16 protein-coding genes are annotated in these 19,708 nt (G+C 44.7%); 8 read left to right on the top strand and 8 right to left on the bottom strand.

The features are described from left to right. The first annotated feature begins 152 nt into the window (after nt 1–152). On the top strand, nt 153–1,394 hold the full coding sequence (gene argJ / locus EWV84_RS05995; RefSeq protein ID WP_287077139.1) for a bifunctional ornithine acetyltransferase/N-acetylglutamate synthase: 1,242 nt from the start codon (nt 153–155) through the stop codon (nt 1,392–1,394). Between the two features lie 751 nt (nt 1,395–2,145). Here the strand turns inward: argJ and EWV84_RS05990 are convergent. Beyond that, nucleotides 2,146–2,328, bottom strand: coding sequence for a hypothetical protein (locus tag EWV84_RS05990; protein WP_002769951.1), 183 nt, complete (start codon nt 2,326–2,328; stop codon nt 2,146–2,148). A 316-nt stretch (nt 2,329–2,644) separates the two neighbouring features. On the opposite strand from EWV84_RS05990, the gene EWV84_RS05985 reads away from it, so the two are divergent. Together EWV84_RS05985 and EWV84_RS05980 are read left to right on the top strand one after the other, a co-directional pair. Then, nucleotides 2,645–4,870 carry a glycosyltransferase family 2 protein gene (locus tag EWV84_RS05985; RefSeq protein WP_287077136.1) on the top strand — a complete coding sequence of 742 codons (2,226 nt, stop codon included), beginning with the start codon at nt 2,645–2,647 and terminating at the stop codon, nt 4,868–4,870. Between the two features lie 171 nt (nt 4,871–5,041). Then, complete coding sequence (locus EWV84_RS05980) at nt 5,042–6,496, top strand: DUF7305 domain-containing protein (RefSeq protein ID WP_287077134.1); 1,455 nt, start codon at nt 5,042–5,044, stop codon at nt 6,494–6,496. A 72-nt stretch (nt 6,497–6,568) separates the two neighbouring features. Here EWV84_RS05980 and EWV84_RS05975 read toward each other — a convergent pair whose 3' ends face one another. Beyond that, nucleotides 6,569–7,315, bottom strand: coding sequence for a DUF4079 domain-containing protein (locus EWV84_RS05975; RefSeq protein WP_286824525.1), 747 nt, complete (start codon nt 7,313–7,315; stop codon nt 6,569–6,571). A 312-nt stretch (nt 7,316–7,627) separates the two neighbouring features. Here EWV84_RS05975 and EWV84_RS05970 point away from each other — a divergent pair, with 312 nt between their 5' ends. Together EWV84_RS05970 and EWV84_RS05965 are read left to right on the top strand one after the other, a co-directional pair. Next, complete coding sequence (locus EWV84_RS05970) at nt 7,628–9,118, top strand: UDP-N-acetylmuramoyl-L-alanyl-D-glutamate--2,6-diaminopimelate ligase (protein ID WP_287077133.1); 1,491 nt, start codon at nt 7,628–7,630, stop codon at nt 9,116–9,118. Between the two features lie 304 nt (nt 9,119–9,422). Continuing rightward, a complete protein-coding gene (locus tag EWV84_RS05965) occupies nt 9,423–11,009 on the top strand; it encodes a serine/threonine-protein kinase (protein WP_287077132.1) in 1,587 nt (528 codons plus the stop codon). A gap of 341 nt (nt 11,010–11,350) precedes the next feature. Here EWV84_RS05965 and EWV84_RS05960 read toward each other — a convergent pair whose 3' ends face one another. Together EWV84_RS05960 and EWV84_RS05955 are read right to left on the bottom strand one after the other, a co-directional pair. After that, nucleotides 11,351–12,391: a fatty acid desaturase gene (locus EWV84_RS05960; protein ID WP_286824528.1), complete on the bottom strand. Its 1,041-nt coding sequence runs from the start codon at nt 12,389–12,391 to the stop codon at nt 11,351–11,353. A gap of 271 nt (nt 12,392–12,662) precedes the next feature. Beyond that, the gene (locus EWV84_RS05955; protein ID WP_287077130.1) at nt 12,663–13,577 is read right to left on the bottom strand and encodes a Sll0314/Alr1548 family TPR repeat-containing protein; all 915 of its coding nucleotides are present in this window, start codon (nt 13,575–13,577) and stop codon (nt 12,663–12,665) included. Between the two features lie 85 nt (nt 13,578–13,662). Between EWV84_RS05955 and EWV84_RS05950 the strand changes: the two genes are divergently transcribed. Further along, entirely contained in the window at nt 13,663–14,310 is a 648-nt protein-coding gene (locus EWV84_RS05950) for an ABC transporter ATP-binding protein (RefSeq protein ID WP_286824532.1), read from the top strand. Nucleotides 14,311–14,330: 20 nt separating this feature from the next. On the opposite strand, the gene EWV84_RS05945 is transcribed toward EWV84_RS05950, so the two are convergent. Beyond that, nucleotides 14,331–14,486: a hypothetical protein gene (locus tag EWV84_RS05945; protein WP_287077128.1), complete on the bottom strand. Its 156-nt coding sequence runs from the start codon at nt 14,484–14,486 to the stop codon at nt 14,331–14,333. Between the two features lie 30 nt (nt 14,487–14,516). On the opposite strand from EWV84_RS05945, the gene rsmG reads away from it, so the two are divergent. Then, a complete protein-coding gene (gene rsmG / locus EWV84_RS05940; RefSeq protein WP_287077127.1) occupies nt 14,517–15,194 on the top strand; it encodes a 16S rRNA (guanine(527)-N(7))-methyltransferase RsmG in 678 nt (225 codons plus the stop codon). Between the two features lie 2 nt (nt 15,195–15,196). On the opposite strand, the gene cax is transcribed toward rsmG, so the two are convergent. The 3 genes from cax to EWV84_RS05925 all read right to left on the bottom strand — a co-directional run bounded on the left by cax (nt 15,197) and on the right by EWV84_RS05925 (nt 18,585). After that, nucleotides 15,197–16,285, bottom strand: coding sequence for a calcium/proton exchanger (gene cax / locus EWV84_RS05935; protein ID WP_287077125.1), 1,089 nt, complete (start codon nt 16,283–16,285; stop codon nt 15,197–15,199). Between the two features lie 48 nt (nt 16,286–16,333). After that, nucleotides 16,334–16,945: a YdcF family protein gene (locus EWV84_RS05930; protein WP_287077123.1), complete on the bottom strand. Its 612-nt coding sequence runs from the start codon at nt 16,943–16,945 to the stop codon at nt 16,334–16,336. A 155-nt stretch (nt 16,946–17,100) separates the two neighbouring features. Next, a complete protein-coding gene (locus EWV84_RS05925) occupies nt 17,101–18,585 on the bottom strand; it encodes a site-2 protease family protein (RefSeq protein WP_287077121.1) in 1,485 nt (494 codons plus the stop codon). Nucleotides 18,586–18,689: 104 nt separating this feature from the next. Here EWV84_RS05925 and EWV84_RS05920 point away from each other — a divergent pair, with 104 nt between their 5' ends. Beyond that, nucleotides 18,690–19,361, top strand: coding sequence for an MBL fold metallo-hydrolase (locus EWV84_RS05920; RefSeq protein WP_287077119.1), 672 nt, complete (start codon nt 18,690–18,692; stop codon nt 19,359–19,361). Nucleotides 19,362–19,708: the final 347 nt, after the last annotated feature.

Below are 19,708 nucleotides of genomic sequence, written 5' to 3'. Positions count from 1 at the left end.
ACTAAAACGCTTGTGGATTCGGTCTGACGGGGGCATAGTCTTCGGATTGTGTCTAGTTAAGAGGAGTAGAAGCAAGAATCTCCCGTCACAGCGTAGCTTGACGGCGAGAGTGTCAAAATCGAGTGTCGAATTTGAGTAGGAGACGGGAGAAAATGGCCGATTGGCAGGAAATAGAGGGGGGGATCACCGCCCCAAAAGGATTTAAATCCGCAGGGATGGCCGCGGGGCTAAAACCGTCCGGTTTGCCCGATTTAGCCCTAATTGTCTCGGAAACAGAAGCGATCGCCGCTGGAGTTTTTACCACCAGTCAAGTGCGCGCCGCTTGCGTCGATTATTGCCGTCAACGCCTACAAACTAAAGCCAGCGCCAGGGCGATTTTGTGTAATGCCGGCCAAGCAAACGCCGCCACGGGGGAAGCCGGGTGGCAAGATGCTCTCGATAGTGCCGCTGCCTTGAGCCAAGTTTTAGGGATTCCCGCCGATGCAATTTTGCTGGCTTCTACGGGAGTCATCGGGCAACGGATTCGCATGGATGCGTTAACCGCCGCTTTACCGACCTTAGTGGGTTTATTGTCGGAAAATGGTGGCGAAAGCACGGCCCGGGCGATTATGACCACGGATCTAGTCCCCAAATCGATCGCCTTGCAAACCACTATCGAGGGTCGTCCGGTCACAATTGGGGGAATTGCCAAGGGATCGGGGATGATTCACCCGAATATGGCGACGATGCTCTCCTTTATTACCTGTGATGCCGCAGTATCGACGGTTCTCTGGCAAAATATGTTAAGTCGGGCGGCCAATAAAAGTTTTAATCAGATCACGGTGGATGGGGACACCAGTACCAATGACAGTCTGATCGCCTTGGCTAACGGTCAATCGCGCACCACAGCCATCACAGAAATGGGCCGGGATGCCCAAAAGTTAGAGGCCATGTTAACGGAAGTTTGTCAATATTTGGCGAAAGCGATCGCCCGGGATGGGGAAGGGGCAACCTGTTTAATGGAAGTGCGGGTTTCGGGGGCGGCCGATGATCAGTCCGCTCGTCAGATCGCTCGCACCATTGCGGGTTCTTCCTTGGTAAAATCGGCGGTTTTCGGTCGGGATCCCAACTGGGGACGAATTGCGGCGGCCGCCGGCCGGGCCGGGGTCGTCTTCCATCAAGAAGACCTGCAAATTAAGTTAGGCGACTTCGTGATGATGGAAAATGGCCAACCTCTGGCGTTCGATCGAGCTAGTGCCAGTAATTACCTGAAAGCGGCAGCAACGGGGGCTTATTTACAAGAAGATACCGTTTTAATGTCTATCTGTATCGGTAACGGTTCGGGTACGGGTACGGCTTGGGGTTGCGATCTTAGTTACGATTACGTCAAAATTAACGCCGAGTACACCACCTAGAGCGATCGTTCGGTTCTTTGACACTCCTGGGCCTAAAGGCGTGAGGATTCTCGAAGCTCATCACAGCCCTTTCTGGTTTCCCTTACTTAGGGTTTGCGGCAAAAAGTTTTTCGTGGGGGTAGGGTGTGGGGTGTGGGGTGTAGGGTGTAGGGTTTTACCCGTTTTCAGAGGGTCAATTACCTAATTTTCGGGGAAAAAGTACCTGAATTTTCCCCCTGATCACTCCCATGCCTGGTACTTTTTGATTGACAAAAAGTCTAAAAGTCTTACCCAACAAGGTTTTTAGATTTTTTCAGCAAACCCTATCTAGTTATCCTTTTTATGGTTCACTCTCCAAGGGTTTTGGTCTTTCAACCAAGATTTGGGTATGCCCTACCCTATCTGTCTGACGACAAAGATTTTTACTGGTTTCTCATTCACCGTTGTTGAGCGGAACCCCTGCGCTATGTTTGACTAGGTTTTCGCTACCCTCCCTTTGTGTCTCTTATGCAGACTTTCGAGTTCAAGGGTTCAACTCAATCGAGCCATTCACTACCGCCCACTCAGGGGATTCAAACCAATTTTATTTTAACATAAAGCCGTCCTAAAAGGACGGGGCTTTAACCCAAAATTTTGGGTTACAGGCTCTCTTGTCTTTGCTGGATTGTATCGCAACAGCTTGACCAAAGGTTGACGGCAGCATCTAGTCTATACTGGCAATCTCGACGATCAATCCTGTTGATCACACACCATCCAAGAGAGCCGATTACCCTTAATTAATCTTTTCAATCACCGCTTGTCCTAGTTGAATCAACTCAAAACCGATAAAAAGGCTTAAAATCACAGTGACAGCCTGATTAAGTAGGGGTATATTGCCTTTGCCTAGAACAGAAGCGACGAATTTGACCACAACTAAAACGAGAGCGCTAACAACGGCGATTTTGACGGCTATCATAGATTAATTTTTCCTCACGGTTAACCAAAGTATACTATGTTCCTGACGGGGTGACAAGCAGATTGAAAGTGAGACAGGGTGTGGGGTGTGGGGGGTAGGGTGTAGGGAGCAACAATCCATAACTGGGTTTTTAAAGTTCGATTTGTCTCGTTCCAAGGTAGAACCTCTGGAAATGCGTTCCAAGGGTTTCCCTTGAAACGAGGTAAGACATAAAACGATTTGGTGTCATTCCCAAGTATGAGAAAGCTGCCCAATGCCCAGGTTTTTGTTAAGAATTGTAAAATGTAGTTAGATTTATTTGCTCAGAAGGGGATTTATGTCTAACCAAGAATCGATTTTTACGTTCCCTCAAAAACCAGTGTATTCCTCCGTATTCAAGTCGATTTTAGCGATAATATCAGTCATTTTCATTATGTTAGCAGTGATCGGCGGGCTAATGATGGTCAGTTTATCATTATGTTGGCCGGAACACAATATTTATCGATTACTCCTTGGCTTAGTAGAAGATTTTTTTAACCCCTTTGCTTGGATCAAAGTTCCCACGGTTGCTCATAGCTATCAATTATTATTACCCACGGTTATCCTGCTAATTTTTACGCAGTTAATCATTTTCTTGTCTCCGCGTCCGCAAGTTTGGTCAAGATTAGTCATTATTTCTATCACTCTAGCTATCACCCTGCGCTATCTAGTTTGGAGAATTCTGGCCACCTTAAATCTTTCCACCCCTCTCAATGGCTTTTTTAGTTTACTACTTTTAGGCATTGAGATGATAGTTTTAAGTAGTAGCATGATTCAGTTAGTTTTAGTCTTAACCACAAAAGATAGAAGCAAAGAAGCTGATTTTTATAGCCAAGCGGTGATCAATAAACAGTATTTGCCCACGGTAGATATCCTGATTCCTACCTATAATGAGCCAGCCTTCATTTTAACAAGAACTATTATCGGTTGTCAAGCCCTTAATTATCCTCATAAAAATATTTATATTCTCGATGATACCCAGAGATCAGAAATTCATCAATTGGCAGAAAAATTAAATTGTCATTATCTGACTCGTGAGGATAGAAAAAACGCTAAAGCAGGTAATTTAAACCATGCTCTCGGACAAACCCAAGGGGAATTAGTGGTAGTTTTTGACGCAGATTTTATCCCTTGTCGTAACTTTCTAGAAAGAACTGTTGGCTGGTTTCAAAACCCGAAAATTGCCCTAGTGCAAACTCCCCAAAGCTTTTATAATGCTGATCCTATTGCCCATAACTTAGGTTTAGAAAATATCGTTACTCCCGACGAAGAATTATTTTATCGTCATATCCAACCAGCTAAAGATGGGGTGGGTAGTCCTGTCTGTGCTGGCACTTCTTTTATTGTCAGAAGAAAAGCATTAGAGGAAGTGGAATACTTTAATACAGAATCTATTAGTGAAGACTATTTTACTGGGATTGCTATCTCTGCGAAAGGTTATGAAGTTATTTACTTAAATGAAAAACTCAGCGCTGGTTTATCTGCCGAAAGTTTATCCGCTTATTTACGGCAAAGATTGCGCTGGGCAAGGGGAACTTTACAGGCCTTTTTTATCAAAGCTAATCCCCTAAAAATTGCGGGATTAACTCTAACCCAAAGATTAGCTCATCTGGAAGGAATATTATCTTGGGTTTCTCCCTTAGCTCGTTTATTTTCTCTACTTATTCCTCTCCTTTATACCTTTGGATATATAATACCTTTGAACATTACCATCGATGAGACAATCTATATCTTTTTACCCTACATGATGCTGCAGTTAGCCACTTATCACTGGTTAAATTCTCGCTCGCGCTCCATTATTTTTTCTGAGGTACTATCGATGATTATTTGTGTACCTACAGCCCTAACAGTTCTCCATGTTCTTTGGAAACCCTTTGACAAAGGATTTCAGGTGACACCGAAGGGAATTGCTCGTCAAAATTATCAATATAATTGGCGTTTATCCTACCCATTGCTGTTTTTTCTCACTATTACCTTAATTAGTATTTTCTTTAATTTACGCCATCACAATTATCAAGAAAGTCCGCTAAATTTTGGCTTGATTTTGGCTATATATAACGTGGTTATTATCATGACTGCTTTAGTGGCTTTATTGGAAGCTCCCCTCACCCTAGAAACTCAATACCAATTGCTGGAATATCCTGTTCACTTGATAACAGAATCGGATATAATCATACAGGGCAATCTGAAAAAACTTTCGGAAATAGGGGCAGAAATTCACCTGAGGGAACCCATCTACTCAGAAAAATTACTCCTAGATATTTTAGGCGAAGATTTGCGCCTATCGTCTCATCTAGTCAATCTAGAAAAACGAGGAAAAATCTGGCAAGCAACCCTTAAATTCCAGCCGCTTACCCTATCAGAACAGAGAAAACTAATTACTTTTTTATTCTGTCGTCCCCAGCGCTGGGTTCTGAAAAATACGGCGGGAGAATTACAATCCCTTTGGTTGTTAATTATCAGCTTTTTTCGGGGTATAGGCTTAATTTGTCGGGCAATTCTGAATCGAAAAACAGCCCCTTAGTTCAGTCAAAAGTCGAAAATACTTATCGAAAAATTACTGGATGCTTATCGTATCAACTGGCTTTTGTCTGTGATTTTACTCACATAGCTATTCCTGTATTATCACAGTTGTCACTTAACCAAAACTTGACAGTATTATAGTAGGAGTAACCATTCTTAGATGGACTGGCTTATGAACAATCGTTTATATCTTCACCTGATGGCTAATAAGGAAAAAGGGTTTGCCTTGCCTCTTGCCGTGTTAATTGGACTTATCCTGATGGTGACAGGAATGACTATGATGATGCGCGCCCAAGGCGACCAATCGAAAGTAATTGCCCAAAATGCTCGGGCTGGTAGTTTAAGAAGTTCCGAAGTGGGGCTGGCTCGCGTGCAGGATCTACTCAATAGTGTTCGAGTTATGGCGACGGTTGATAGTAATTGTACTACCGGCGATTGTTGGCAGAACGCCGAAGTGGTTACTAATCCCAGTACCGATTTACAAAGACATTTAAAAAAATTAGTCGACGCCGCCCCCTCCTGTAGTAATCCCAACAATGCTGCTACCTTGAAGGCAAAAATCAATGAATTAAGAGATTTGAGCGCAAATAAATGGTTTGATCTCCGTAATAATCGTTATTATCGCGTGGTTGGATACGATTATAGTATTGGGACTGGCAGGGGAGTTCTCACCCTCGAAGGACTTTCCCGCACCAGTGCCGCAACAGACCTAACTGACACTGCTATCGGTAGAGATAGTGACGACAATGCCGCCTCCCGTAACCGCGTGGTGGTAACTATCCCTATTCTTGATTCCCCTCCCCTCGAATTTAACCGCACCACAGTCCCAGCTTTATGGATAAGTGACGGAACGGCGGACGATGGTGCTAAATTTGAAGGGGATGTACTGGAGAGAGTGGTGAGTCCATGTAATAATAAACAAGATAAGATTAAAAAGCCCACCACCGACGCACCCAGTCCCCCCTACACAGCACAATTTGTCGGTGTGTTTTTCCCCAATTTACCGCCGATTCCCGATAGTAATAGTAGCGGTATTCCAGACCTAGGAGATATTGAAAGTTCTAAAACTTTTCCTAGAAAAAATGCGGAGGGCGGCATTACTGATACCGCTTCTACCCGCACGATTAACGGTCAAAGGGTAGAAGTGTACGAGTATATCGTTAATAATATCAACTTGAGTGATAGCGATAAGATTACCATTACTCCGGGGAAACGGGTAGTTTTTTATGTTGAAGGTAATATTAACGGTGCCATCGAACACAATTGTGGTACTACGACTGGCTGTAAACCGGGCAATCTACAAATTTATGCCTATGCCCCTGCTTCCGCCGAGCCGCAAATTTGTCTGAGAGGAAACCAAACACTACAAGCGTTTATCTTTGCTCCTGACTATTCCCTCGGTAAAACCGATACCGGTGCTTTCGTCGGCGCTGCCTGGGGTAAAAAATGGGGCCCAATTCCAGGCTGTACCTCAAGTAGCGGCGCTGTGGCTGTGACCCAGACCAAAGGGGTAGAATGGACTGAATTAATCCAAAACCTGAAACCCAAATTTCCCCAACTCGGTAAGATTGCCAATTGGTGTGAGGAACCCATCGATACCGCTGCAGGTAAATCTGAGTGTGATTAATTTCCCGACTGCTTCACCCTCTCCCAGTCCCTAAAAAACATAGAGAAGGGGTGGATTCAGTCCATTCTTTTTTTAACTTATCGGGTTGATGAGCGGGGTTTGGGATTTCGGTTCAGGACAGGTTTTATTGGTGAAATCACAGCGATAAATTGCCGGTTTTTGCCAACTGAGGGGAATTTCCAGCAAATCCCTCGAACCGGTCATCGCTTGTCCTAGAAAGAGAGCCAGAGCGATACAATTGAGAATTGTATGGGCAATGCGCCAACGATGGGAACGGTCTTTATAGATATCTTCGACAATTGCCAGAGAGAAAATCATCAGTAATGATGCCGCCATGCCGATATAGTAGTGAGACCAGTACCATTGGGCCGAGAGTCGCCAGACCCCATCCTGAGCACCGATAATAATTAAACCCATGCCAGTCAAGGTGGCAAAAATTCCGCGCCAGAGGGCTTGTCTAGCGCGGTAGAGACAGACCAAAGAGGCAATGGTGACAAAAAACATCAAAATCACAAAAATGACCAGAAAGGGGTCTAATTTTCCCGCTTTTTGTTTATCGACAAAACCATTAAAACCGTAAACGACCGAGTAAGCTAGTGCTAACAGGTTAACCCCTACCACTGTACCCGTTAACCAGCGGCCTAAGCGTAGATGTTCGGGTCCAACCACTGGGGGAATTTTACTTTTATTTCCTGCAGCGGTTTCTAGGCGACGTTGACGGGTTTGCCAAGCAAAGTTAACTACGAGGCCGATAATAGGGAAAACGACCACTATTGCTAGGACAGGATGAATGAGAGCCAGAAAATCGACGAATTGCATATAAATATCCCGAAAATAGTCAGCAGAAAATCGTCAATAGTTGACAAGCTATAGCCTTATTTTTTTCAGCTTATCGCAGATATCAGGGGGCAGGGGCAGGGGGCAAAAGGCAGGAGATAGGGTGATAGGGTGATAGGGTTTTGGGGTGATAGGGTGATGAGACAGCTTCCCCACTACCCCACTACCCCACTACCCCACTACCCCACTACCCCACTACCCCACACCCTACACCCCCACTTCCCATTTCGGACGAGGAACCTCTTTGATAATCGGCTAATCTAAAAGCAGCAATCCCTAGATTCAATCCTGACTATGAAACTACAAGAACTTTTGACAAATATCACTCTGGTTTCCCCGATTTCTTCTCCTATCGCTTTAGAAACCGAGATTACGGGAATTTCCACCAACTCCCATGCTTGTCAACCCGGAGATTTATTTATCGGTTTACCCGGTAGTCGCGTCGATGGGGGCGAATTTTGGCGTTCTGCTTTGGAAACCGGGGCCGTAGCGGCGATTATTTCCCCGGCAGCCGCCGCTAAATTTCCCCCCCCGGAGGATGCTTGCGTAATGGTTGTGGCAGATTTAGTTACTGCCGCCGCTGCGATCGCTGCTAAATTCTATCATTATCCTGCCCAAACCCTAAAATTAATCGGTGTGACGGGAACTAACGGCAAAACCACCACCACCCATTTAATTGAATATTTTCTCAGCCAAGCAAAGATTCCCACCGCTTTATTCGGTACTCTTTATACCCGTTGGCAAGGATTCCAAGAAACCGCTAATCATACCACCCCTTTCGCTAACGAGTTACAAGCTAGTTTAGCCAAAGCGGTGAGCGCCGGCAATGAAATCGCCGTCATGGAAGTTAGTTCCCATGCACTGGCCCAGGGACGGGTACAGGGTTGTACTTTTCCCGTGACGGTGTTTACCAATCTCACCAGAGACCATCTCGATTATCACCTCGATATGGAAGATTATTTTGCCGCTAAAGCTAAATTATTTAGTCCCGATTATCTGCAAGGGAAGGCGATTATTAACCTTGATGATGCCTATGGTCAACGTTTAGCGGCCTCCCTGTCTCCCCAACAGGTTTTAACCTATAGTGTGTCCGATGCTAGTGCCGATTTTTATACTAAGGATTTACACTATCAACCCACGGGAGTTGAAGGGGTGATGGTGACTCCCCAAGGGGAAATAGCCTTTGCTTCTCCTCTGGTGGGTCAATATAATCTGGCTAACCTCTTGGCGGCGGTGGCGGCAGTGTTAGAATGTGGTGTAGATTTAGGGAAAGTAATCAGTCAAATTCCCCAGTTTTCAGGAGTACCGGGGCGGATGGAACGGGTTAGCACCGCTCCCGACCAAGATATCAGCGTCATTGTCGATTATGCCCATACTCCCGACAGTTTAGAGAATGTTTTAAAAGCTTCCCGTCCCTTTATTTCTGGTCGGATGATTTGTGTTTTTGGTTGTGGCGGCGATCGCGATCGGACAAAACGGCCGTTAATGGGTAAAATAGCCGCAGAATTAGCAGATTTAGCCATAGTTACCTCCGATAATCCCCGCACAGAGGCTCCCAAACGAATCCTTCAGGATATCGTCGCTGGCATTCCCTCAGAAATTACTGTTCAGGTAATTAGTGATCGCGCTTTGGCCATTGACACGGCTATTCAAGCAGCGCAACCGGGAGACGGGGTAATTATTGCGGGTAAAGGTCACGAAGATTATCAAATTTTGGGGACGGAAAAAATCCATTTCGATGACCGCGAACAGGCCCGGGCCGCTTTGATGAAAGTGAAAAATTGATGGGGGGTGATGAATTATCAAGAAAAGCTAACATTAGTTGACAATTGGCACAAGTAGCAAATGTTAAAATCTGTGATAGACTAGAGGAGTTTAGGTAAAAATCCCCGTTAGGGGGCAACCGCTATCTTGATAAGTGGCCCCCTGTCTTGACTACGCAATGACACAAAAAAGGCGTTACACGCGCTTTGATTGTCTGAGGCCTCTGGCTTTAGACTTTGGGGGATACCCCCTCTTGAGGAGAATCTCTTAAAGTGCATTGTTAGGGTGTGTTAGTAAAAAAGTATCGGTCAATTGGTGACTCTAGATGACCTACTGCCTTAATCCCAACTGTACTCAACCGAAAAACGCCCCGACAGCGTTAATCTGCGAGAGTTGCGGTTCAAAACTTCTTCTGCACGACCGCTATCAAACTCTAGGCATTTTGGGGAAAGGAGGGTTTGGGACAACTTTTGTTTCATCGGATCTGTCCCTACCAGATAAGCCCCTCTGTGTGGTCAAACAACTGCAACCTCCCTCTAAAGAGGCTAATGTTTTTCGCATGGCGAGGGAACTTTTTGAGCGAGAAGTGGAAACCTTGGCAAAACTGGGAGTTCATGCACAGATTCCCCGATTATTGGACTATTTTGAAGATAATCAACAGTTTTATCTAGTTCAAGAATACGTTAAAGGTCATAACCTGCACCAAGAGGTCAAAAAACGCGGACCGTTTAGCGAAGCGGGAGTCAAACAGTTTTTAAGTGAACTCTTGCCGATTTTGCAATATGTCCACGAGCAAAAGGTAATTCATCGGGATATCAAACCCGCTAACCTAATTCGTCGGCGAACAGACCGAAAATTGATTCTGATTGACTTCGGGGCCGTCAAAAATCAAGTTAATCCCGTCACGGCCAATGCCGATTCTCAAACCGCTTTCACTAATTTTGCCGTGGGTACCCAAGGTTTTGCCCCCCCCGAACAGATGGCCATGCGTCCCGTTTACGCTAGTGATATCTACGCGGTGGGAGCTACCTGTCTCTATCTACTCACGGGCAAATCTCCTAAAACGATCGAAGTTGATATTAATACAGGTGAATTACTCTGGGAAAAATTAGTCAAGGTGAGTCCCCCGTTTGCTAAAGTCCTGAAAACAATGCTGGAAGTCTCTGTCCGTCATCGCTACAAATCCGCTCAAGAGGTAATGGATGCTTTAGACATGACGGCTTATGCCGACAGTCTAGCCCAAAGTTTAATCGCCGCTCCAATGGTTACTTCTCAGCCCCCCCGACAAGATTCAGGTTCGATAGCCACTTCCTCCGTTTCTGGCCCTCTCAAGTCTAAATTTCGTCCCAAAAATAAAAATCCAGAGGCCTCTCCAGATAATATGCTGGGGGGACAGATGGCTTTTTCAATGTTTAATACAAATGTATTGAATAAAAGTAAAGCCCGCAGCAGCACAGAGCTAACCTTACTGAAGAAAAAACCCCGCTTAGATGAAAAAGCGATTCTCGATGCTTACAATAACGGCCGGCGCAATTTCGCCCAAGAGGAATTACCAAATCTCAATCTGGCCAAAGCCAAACTTTTGGGGGTAAATTTCTGTCAATCCAAATTAACAGGAGCTAATTTACAAGGGGCAGATCTGTCCAATGCGGATCTGGGCCGGGCTAATCTCAGTCAAGCTATTCTCAAAAGTACCAATTTAAATAATGCCTATCTCGGTTATGCAGACCTAGAAAAGGCCGATTTACGCGGGGCTAATCTCACCGGCACCCATCTTCGCTACGCTAATCTCAAAGATGCTAATCTTTGCGGGGCTAATCTCTCTGATGCCCAAGTAACTCAAGAACAAATCGCCCTGGCAAAAACCAATTGGTTCACAGTTATGCCCAATGGTAAACGCGGTTCCTGGTAATCTTTTTTCAGTGATCACTAAACAGTAATCAGTAAACAGTGAAAAGACAGTAGGAAACTTCTATTTAGGGCTTGCTGAATAAATCTAAAAACCTTGTTGGGTAAGACTTTTAGACTTTTTGTCAATCAAAAAGTACCGGACTGGGCGTGATCAGGGGGAAAATTCCGGGACTTTTTCCCTGAAAATTAGGTAATTGACCACCTGAAAATCGGTCAAACCCTACACCCCACACCCCACACCCTACCCCCAAGAAAAACTTTTTCAGCAGACCCTATTTAATACTGTCACTTCAAACTCAAATCTGATAGCTGATAACTGATAACTGATAACTGATAACTGATTTAACCGCGGCTTTCCTTAAAGGTTTTGTAGGCGGTTTCGGAGTCGAAAATATGGCAATAATCAACGATTCGCTGCATTAATGCCCAAGAAAACTCGGTTTCTTTCAGGTGACTACCCCAATTTTCTTTGAGACTAGCGTGAACTTTGCGGAGGTTATAGGAAGGAATCGCCGTCGAGATATGATGGGGGATATGGACATTAATATCGTGACAGAGAATTTCTACCCAACGGGGATAGCTACAGTGAACTGTCCCTTCTAGTTGCGCTAAAGCTTGATTCCAGTCTTCGGGATAGGAAAATTGAATATCGGGATCCGTGTGATGGACAAGGGTAAAGGTACTCATCCAAAAATGATAGACAAACCAAGGTACCACCCAAAATTTAACCAATCCCCAGACACCAGTGTAGAAAATGAGGGTTGGGAAAAAAATAGCGGCAAAAACTAGGACGACAATCATCGAAAAGCGCGCTTTTTCCCGTTCGTTCTCCTTGAATTGTTCGATGTTGAAGTGTAGAATAGCCCAGTGGGCGATCGAACCAAGCCACCAGAAACGTCCGCGAATGCCGCGATAAAAGAGACGCACTAGGGGATTAGCTGAGTTAAAAGCTTCTAATTCCCACGGATCCCAAGCATTATCTATAGTTACCATGTTAGTTTTAGTATGATGGCGATCGTGCAGGAAACGCCAGCAGTGGAAGGGATAGATAAGCGGTAAGAGGAAAATATGACCGACAAGATCATTAACCCAGCGTCGATTAGCAAAAGACCGATGACCGCAATCATGCGCGATCACAAAGAATCCCGTTAAAGCTGTACCAGTGAAAATCCAAGCTAAAGGCAGTAAATACCAGGGAGAATAAACTAGCATTGCATAACCGGACATGACCGCCAAAATATTCGTAATCACTCCAAACCAAGCTTTAACCTGGTCTTTCTGGAAATATTCTTTGGGAATGCTTTTAATAATATCTTTCAGTTTAAAGTCTGGCTCGATCGAGGTGATCAACTCCCCATACAATTTATCCGTCGTTGCCGTCATGAAATCTCCAATTACACTTAGGTGAACCCTTGACAAGAAATCAGCTAGGAGGTGCGGCTAAATTCTGCTCCCTACCACAAGCCAATTTTTTTGTCAACATATTTTTAACTTTAATTAATAAACTTCCGCGAAGCTTAATAATCCTTTACTTTATATACCATAAGAGGAGATTTTCTGTTTTGGCCAAATTTGCCTTTTGCCTCTTGCCTTTTGCCTTCAGAAGCTGATAACTGATAAAAAAACCAAATATTGACTATTTTTAGGCTTTTTTTTAACGATTAGCGGTGCTTTCTAGGGATTTAATCTCCTCCTGTACCTTACGGTGTTCGCGATTTAACTGTTTTTTGACCGATTCGGGGAGTTGTTCCTGTTTTTTCAGGGCATTATTAAAGTAATCTAAGGCCAATTTCAAAGAGCCAGTATTTTTATCCGTATTGCCTTGAATTCTCAGGATTTGACCTTTCAGATACATTAATTCTGGATTATCGGGGGTCGCTTTCAGAGCGTTATCGATAAACTGCAAAGCCTGATCGTACTGCTTTAAATCCCGGTAAGCTAGAGCTATACCTCGATCGACCAAGTAATCAGGACTTCCGTAGGTTTCTAGCCGTTGAATTGCCTCTTGGGGACTAGAAAAGGGTAGATTAACCGCTAAAATCAAATCCATATAACCCTTTAACAGATTCAATTCTGGATCCGTAGGATTAACCTTTTCTGCGGTTTCCAAATACTGAAACACCTGTTGTAATCTGGGGATAGCCGATACTGCTCCTTCGGTTTGAAAAACGTAGGTTCCCTCCAAAAAACTCCCCACCGCTAGATACAAATTTCCCCTTAAGGGGTCGCTGGCCTGCATTTGCTTGGCCGCTTCCTTAGTTTTCTCGGAGTAGGTTTTTAGGGTGTTCCAATCCTGGTCGGTAAAAGCAAGAGAGGCGCGCATAGCATGGGACAAAGGTTCTTGGGGTTCCTTTTCTGTGGCCTCAATAGTTAATTTTTTGGCCTCTAGATAGTTACCTTCTTTAAAAATAGCGTTAAAAGCGGCCTCGGTCTTATCGCCAATCGGTCGGGGATTGGTTTTGCGGAAAGGATCTCCAGCTAACCCAGGACCAATCCAGTTAACCATTACCATAACAGCCAGCGAAGCACCGATCGCCATTCTTTTCGTTAAACCTAACCTCAGCACCATGGTCAAAAGTCTCCTTGAGCGAATGAAAAAATCTGTCACAATAGAAACGGGTTTCTAGACTTAATTTCCAGTTATTTTCCTCTCAATGCTTTATCTCAAAGATGTGGTTTATCATCCTCCCGCTGCTCTCAATCCCATTTTACAGGGGATTAATCTCGAATTAGCTCCCCAAGAATTAGGTCTGATTGTCGGCCCCAGTGGTTCCGGAAAAACGACTCTTTTGGAAATTCTAGCAGGCTTTGCCGATAAAACAGGAGGGACAATTCACTGGCGCGACCAAGAATTAACGGTGCTGCATCTGCAACAATTAGGAGGAATCGTTTTTCAGTTTCCTGAACGTCATTTTTGCGGTAAAACCATCCTTGAGGAGTTGCGTCTCGGTCATCCGGAGATTAAAAGCGATCGCCTAACGGCGGCCTTAAAGGAGGTAGGATTAGAAAATATGCCTCTGGATACTTCTCCCCACAATCTTAGTGGAGGTCAACAGCGTCGTTTATCCCTCGCTGTCCAGTTAATCCGGCAGCCTAATCTGTTACTTCTCGATGAACCTACGGCCGGTTTAGATTGGTCGATGCGTCGTCAATTGGCTAAACTTCTCGCTAGTCTCAAACAACACTGGACTTTATTAGTAGTTAGTCACGATGCCGGAGAATTACTCCCCATTGCTGACCGTCACTGGAAAATTGAACAAGGACATTTGCGGGAATTAAAAAGTGAAAAAACAGATAGTTGAGGTTTTAGGGTGTTAGGGTTTTAGGGTTTTAGGGTTTTTAGTTGAAATTCCCCACTTCCCCACTTCCCCACTTCCCCACTTCCCCACTTCCCCACTTCCCCACTTCCCCACTTCCCCACTTCCCCATTCCCCCATCTCCTGTCTCCTGACTCCTGACGACCGGCTCCTAACCCCACCAACAAACTTTTTGCCGCAAACCCGAATTAATGCTCCTTTCCGAATTATTTGACCTTTGGCAAGAAACCCTAGAATGGCAACCCGATGGGGCCATACAAGCGCGATTTCAACAACTTTATGACTTGATTTTAGAGGGTAATCAACGTTTTAATCTCACCCGAATTACCCAACCAGAGGAGTTTTGGGAAAAACATCTTTGGGATTCTTTATCGGGTTTAGCTTGGTTACAAAAATCCCAGCCAGATCTATTGACAAAATCCCTATCAGTCATCGATTTGGGGACCGGGGCCGGGTTTCCGGGGGTGCCAATTGCGATCGCCTATCCCCATTGGTCGGTGACTCTCTTAGATTCCACCCAAAAAAAGATTAATTTTCTTGAAGAAGTTATTGACAAATTAGAGTTAAATAACACGAAAACTCGTTTAGGTCGGGCGGAAATCGTCGGGAAAAACCCTAAACATAACTGTGCTTACGATATCGTCTGTTTGCGAGCGGTAGCTAATGTGGATATCTGTGTTAACTATGCTTTGCCTTTCCTGAAAAAGACCGGAATCGCTATTCTCTATCGTGGTCAGTGGTCATCGGAGGATAGTTCGAGTTTAGAGAAGAATTTAGGGAAAGCTGGCGGTAAAATCCTCGAAATTGCTAGTTTTACCACTCCCTTAAGCCAAAGCGTCCGTCATTGTCTATATATCGGCAAGGGATAACTTTAAGCGGTGAGAGGATGGAAAAAGAAAGCCAAGGCGAGGATAGCATAGGTAGCTAAGAGTAACATTCCTTCCAACCAATTCGATCGCCCATCACTACTAATCGAATTAGCTAACCACACCGCTACAACCACTGCCACCAACTCAAAGGGATTAAAATTTAGATCCATGGGCTGACCGATAATATAACCCATGATAACCAAAACCGGAGCCACAAACAGGGCGATCTGCATACTTGAACCGACGGCCACAGATACCGATAGATCCATTTTATTCTTAAGGGCGACGGTGACAGCTGTAGCGTGTTCGGCCGCATTACCGATAATAGGCAAAAGAATCACCCCGGTAAACAGCGCCGTTAAACCTAGCTGTTCCGTAGCCTCCTCTAGGGATGCCACCAATAACTCCGATTCTACGGCCACGGCGATAGTAACGACCAATAAAATCAAAGACCAAAACCAGACTTTCGGCTTTTCGGGGTTTTCTGTGCCGCTTTCCTCCTCGATACCAGCAACCCCGACATCGTAGAGATAGGTGTGGGTTTTCATGGAAAACAAGAGACTTAAACCATAGACGAAAATTAACACCGCTGCCACGGCCACGGATAGACGCTGTAGGACTGCTTCCCCGACTCCCGTGGAGGTAAATTCCACGGCAGTGGGTAAAAGAATCGCCACCACCGCTAAATTCATGGCCGAGGCATTTAAACGGGCAGTTATTGGTTGAAATTCCTGTTCTTTGAAGCGTAAACCGCCTAAAAACATCGATAATCCCATAACTAAGAGTAAATTACCGATAATTGAGCCAGTAATCGTCGCTTTTACCACATCGATAAAACCTTCCCGCAAAGCGACATAGGCGAGAATTAATTCTGTGGCATTGCCAAAGGTGGCATTCATCAAACCGCCAATATTTGGCCCGACCACCACCGCAATCGCTTCCGTGGCTTCCCCCATGTAGGCCGCTAGGGGGATAATGGCTAGACAAGCGGTGATAAAAACTACTGTTCCGCCCCAGTGTAACAGGGAACCGGCGATCGATAGCGGCACAAAAATCAATAAGATGGCGAAGATGGTATTTTTGCTTAACATAAAGTGGGTAATTTTGTCAAGATAATTTTATTTTGATTGGGTCGGGAACTAATGGGTACTAGAATCGGATTTTAGCCAAAATTCCCCGGTAGAACCGGTTATTATCCATAATATTGCCCTAAAACCGTCTCTGAGCGACTTTTCTAGGGGTTCGGGGGGTGATTGGGAGGGAACAGTCACCGGTTTAATCACAATTCCGCGACTACCAAAAACAATTTCTCCCACTAATCGCGCCCTTCTCATGTGATTATCGGAAGTGACTAGATAGACACTATCAATACCTTGGGCTTTCAGTTGATCGGCTAGGCTAGTAAAGTTAGTGACAGTATCTCGCGCATTGTAATCGAGATGGAGACGTTCTGGGGGAATTCCCGCTTTTTTAAAAATCTTTCTCACATATCGTCGCGGACTACCGGAAGACACCCAAATCGGTAGATCAGGATATTCCTTAGCTAATTTTGCCGCAAAACGTTCTCGATCGGCATGACCTCCCAAAACAAAAATCGCTTCCGGTTTTGCCCACTGCTGACGTAAATCGTAGTATAACCAGCCTAAACTCGCCAAAATTAGCGGAATAGCCAGCAATTTTAACCTAGATTTGCCTAACTTCCCTTTCAGAGAAACTCGCTTTTTCCTGCGAGAATTAGCCTTGAGAACCATATAACAGTGATCGGTGAGCGGTTGTCAGCCTTCAGCTTTGTGGGTTAAAGTGATCGAGGGTGAGTCATCGAACTAACATTGACGCAGGAGATGGGGATTTTATTCCCTAACTGACCGATAATTTTCCCGGAACTCAGGTTGATTGATGCGGTCGCTTACATCCCCCACCAACGGGCCACCGCTTCGGGAAGGGGTAGCAAAATACTTAATAACAAAGACAGGGAAAATAGTCCTAATAAATCTCGTTTATTATCCAATTCAGTCACATCATTTAATGCAGGTTGATCGCTGACTGGCATTAATAAAAGAATAATCGCCCAGAGTAAAAAATCGGGCTGCACTAGGGCTAAAATAAACATGAATAATCGAGTTAATTGACCGATAATTATGGCGGTTTTCTGCCCATACATGGCGTGAACAATATGACCACCATCCAATTGACCCACGGGCATTAAATTTAGGGCTGTAACGATAATTCCCACATAACCAGCTACCGCTAAAGGATGTAAATGGATCGCTTTTCCTGCGATTAAATTACTGCCGAGGGCTAGTTTAGCTACGATAGACAAGAAAAAAGAAAACTGCGGATTTAAGGCCTGAAAATTTAATAAACTGCTTTGATTAGTTAGGGGAACTATTTCCGAGAGGGACAATCCCCAAAACAGTAGAGGAATAGCGATAATTATACCCCCCAAAGGACCGGCCACTGCCACATCAAATAAAGCTTTGCGGGTGGGGACTGGGGATCGCATTTGAATAAAAGCCCCGAAGGTGCCTAGGAAGAAAGGAATGGGGATAAAATAGGGCAAGGTAGTTTTAATTTTATATTTAACTGCTGTCAAATAATGGCTAAATTCGTGCAGTCCTAAAATAGCAATTAAGCCTAAACTGTAGGGGAAACCTTGCAATAATAAACTAGAATTATTTTCTAATTGTTGAGAGGTAATGCCACTTAATCCCGCACCGATGACTGTGGTAGTTAAGAGAGTTAATAACAATAAACCCAGGGCAAGAAAGGGGCGAGTAATTTTTTCAGTTTCTATAGTTTCTGTTTTTTGCTGCCAGGGATTAGCCACAAGAGCGAAAAAAGGTTGTCCCTGAAAACTTTCTTGGAAAAGCAATAAAAAGCGATCCCCAAAAACCTTTTCCACATTGTTTTTAATCACTTGATAAGCTTCTTCAGGAACCGCTCGCAATTTGCCCCGACAGAGAATTGCCTGGGGACGATAATCGATATTTTGCAGATAATAAATCCCCCAAGGAAAACAATCTCGTAGGGATTTTTCCTCTTCGGCAGTGATCGGTTTTAAATTATTTTTAGCCGCAGGATTATCAAGATTTTCTAGGACTAAATTCGCTGTTTCCGGTGGTGATGGGGGACTTTCTTGGGGAGTAACCCGTCCCTTCTGTACTAACCACCAATACAAAAAAGGACAGATCACAAAAGGGCCGATCAGCAAAAATGCCGGCATGGGGGTATCCTCTCCATAGATTAACATCCAGCCCGTCCAAATTAGAGCCGGAGTCATCAGGACCAACCAAATTAACCAAATTGGTGTTGTCGTGATTTTGGCCACGCTACGCTTGACGATAAAATAGGTGAAACCGCCCAGAATCCCTAATAACAACCACATTTCCATATCGGCTCTTTTCTCTTGAGTAAAAGGCGGCTAATTTCAGCCCGCCCGGTCAACGATTGTGCTAAGTTATAAACCGCATTGATTGTGATTTGGATAGGCAAACCATGCGATCGGAAACCGAATCGTCTCCTTTAGAGGTTAGCAAAACCACAAAACCCCCTCGATTAATTCTAGAAGGTTTATACGCTTTCTCGCCTAATCGGGAAACCCTAGGGGGAACCTCTTATCTTATTGTAGAAAATACTGGTAATATTCTCGTGGATTGTCCTAGCTGCGAGGAGAGCGAGCGGGATTTTCTGCGAGAAAAAGGAGTCCGTTACCTATTTTTTACCCATCGCGGGGGTCAGGGGAAACAGGGCGCTCTTCTGCAAAGTTTGCTCAATTGTGAGATTATTCTACAGGAACAGGAAGCTTATCTGCTTCCTCACCGTCAAATTACCGTTTTTCAGCAGCAAATCCAGTTATCTCCCACTTGTAGCGCTTTTTGGACTCCAGGCCATTCTCCCGGTTCCTCCTGTCTCTACTGGCAACGTCACGGGGGGGTTTTATTTACCGGTCGTCATCTTCTCCCCGACACCAAGGGTCAACCGCAACCCCTACAGACCGCGAAAACTTTCCACTGGCCGCGGCAATTGCGATCGCAACAGGCCATTTTAGACCGTTTTAACCCAGAAACTCTCTCCTATCTTTGTCCGGGGGCCAATACCGGCTTTTTGCGCGGTCGGGGAATTATCGATCGCGCCTACGAAAAAATCAGCGCAAATTCTCTTAACTAGGGTCTGCTGAAAAAGTTTTTCGGTGGGGGTTGGGGGTTGGGGGTTGGGGGATGGGGGATGGGGGATGGGTTTTACCGATTTTCAGGTGGTCGTACTAAATCCGGTTATTAAAAACTGATTATTTATTCTCCGTTTGGCATGAGTGCCTCTCCTGATATGTAGCCTATACTCAACGGATTTAGTATTACTTCCGATTTTGCCACTCAATCCAAGCTTTTGGGGGGTTCTACCCCCCAAACCCCTAGGGTTGATTCATTTAAATTAAGTACAGCGGATTTTGAGTCAATAAATTTGACTGAAGATTCTCAAGTTTATCTTTCTCTAACCAAAACGGTTAGTCACAATAA

Source organism: Microcystis sp. M_QC_C_20170808_M3Col (genome assembly GCF_007095505.1).
Taxonomy (GTDB): Bacteria; Cyanobacteriota; Cyanobacteriia; order Cyanobacteriales; family Microcystaceae; genus Microcystis.
Note: the sequence above shows the minus strand (reverse complement) of the source record. Positions and strands in the feature narration are given on the sequence as shown.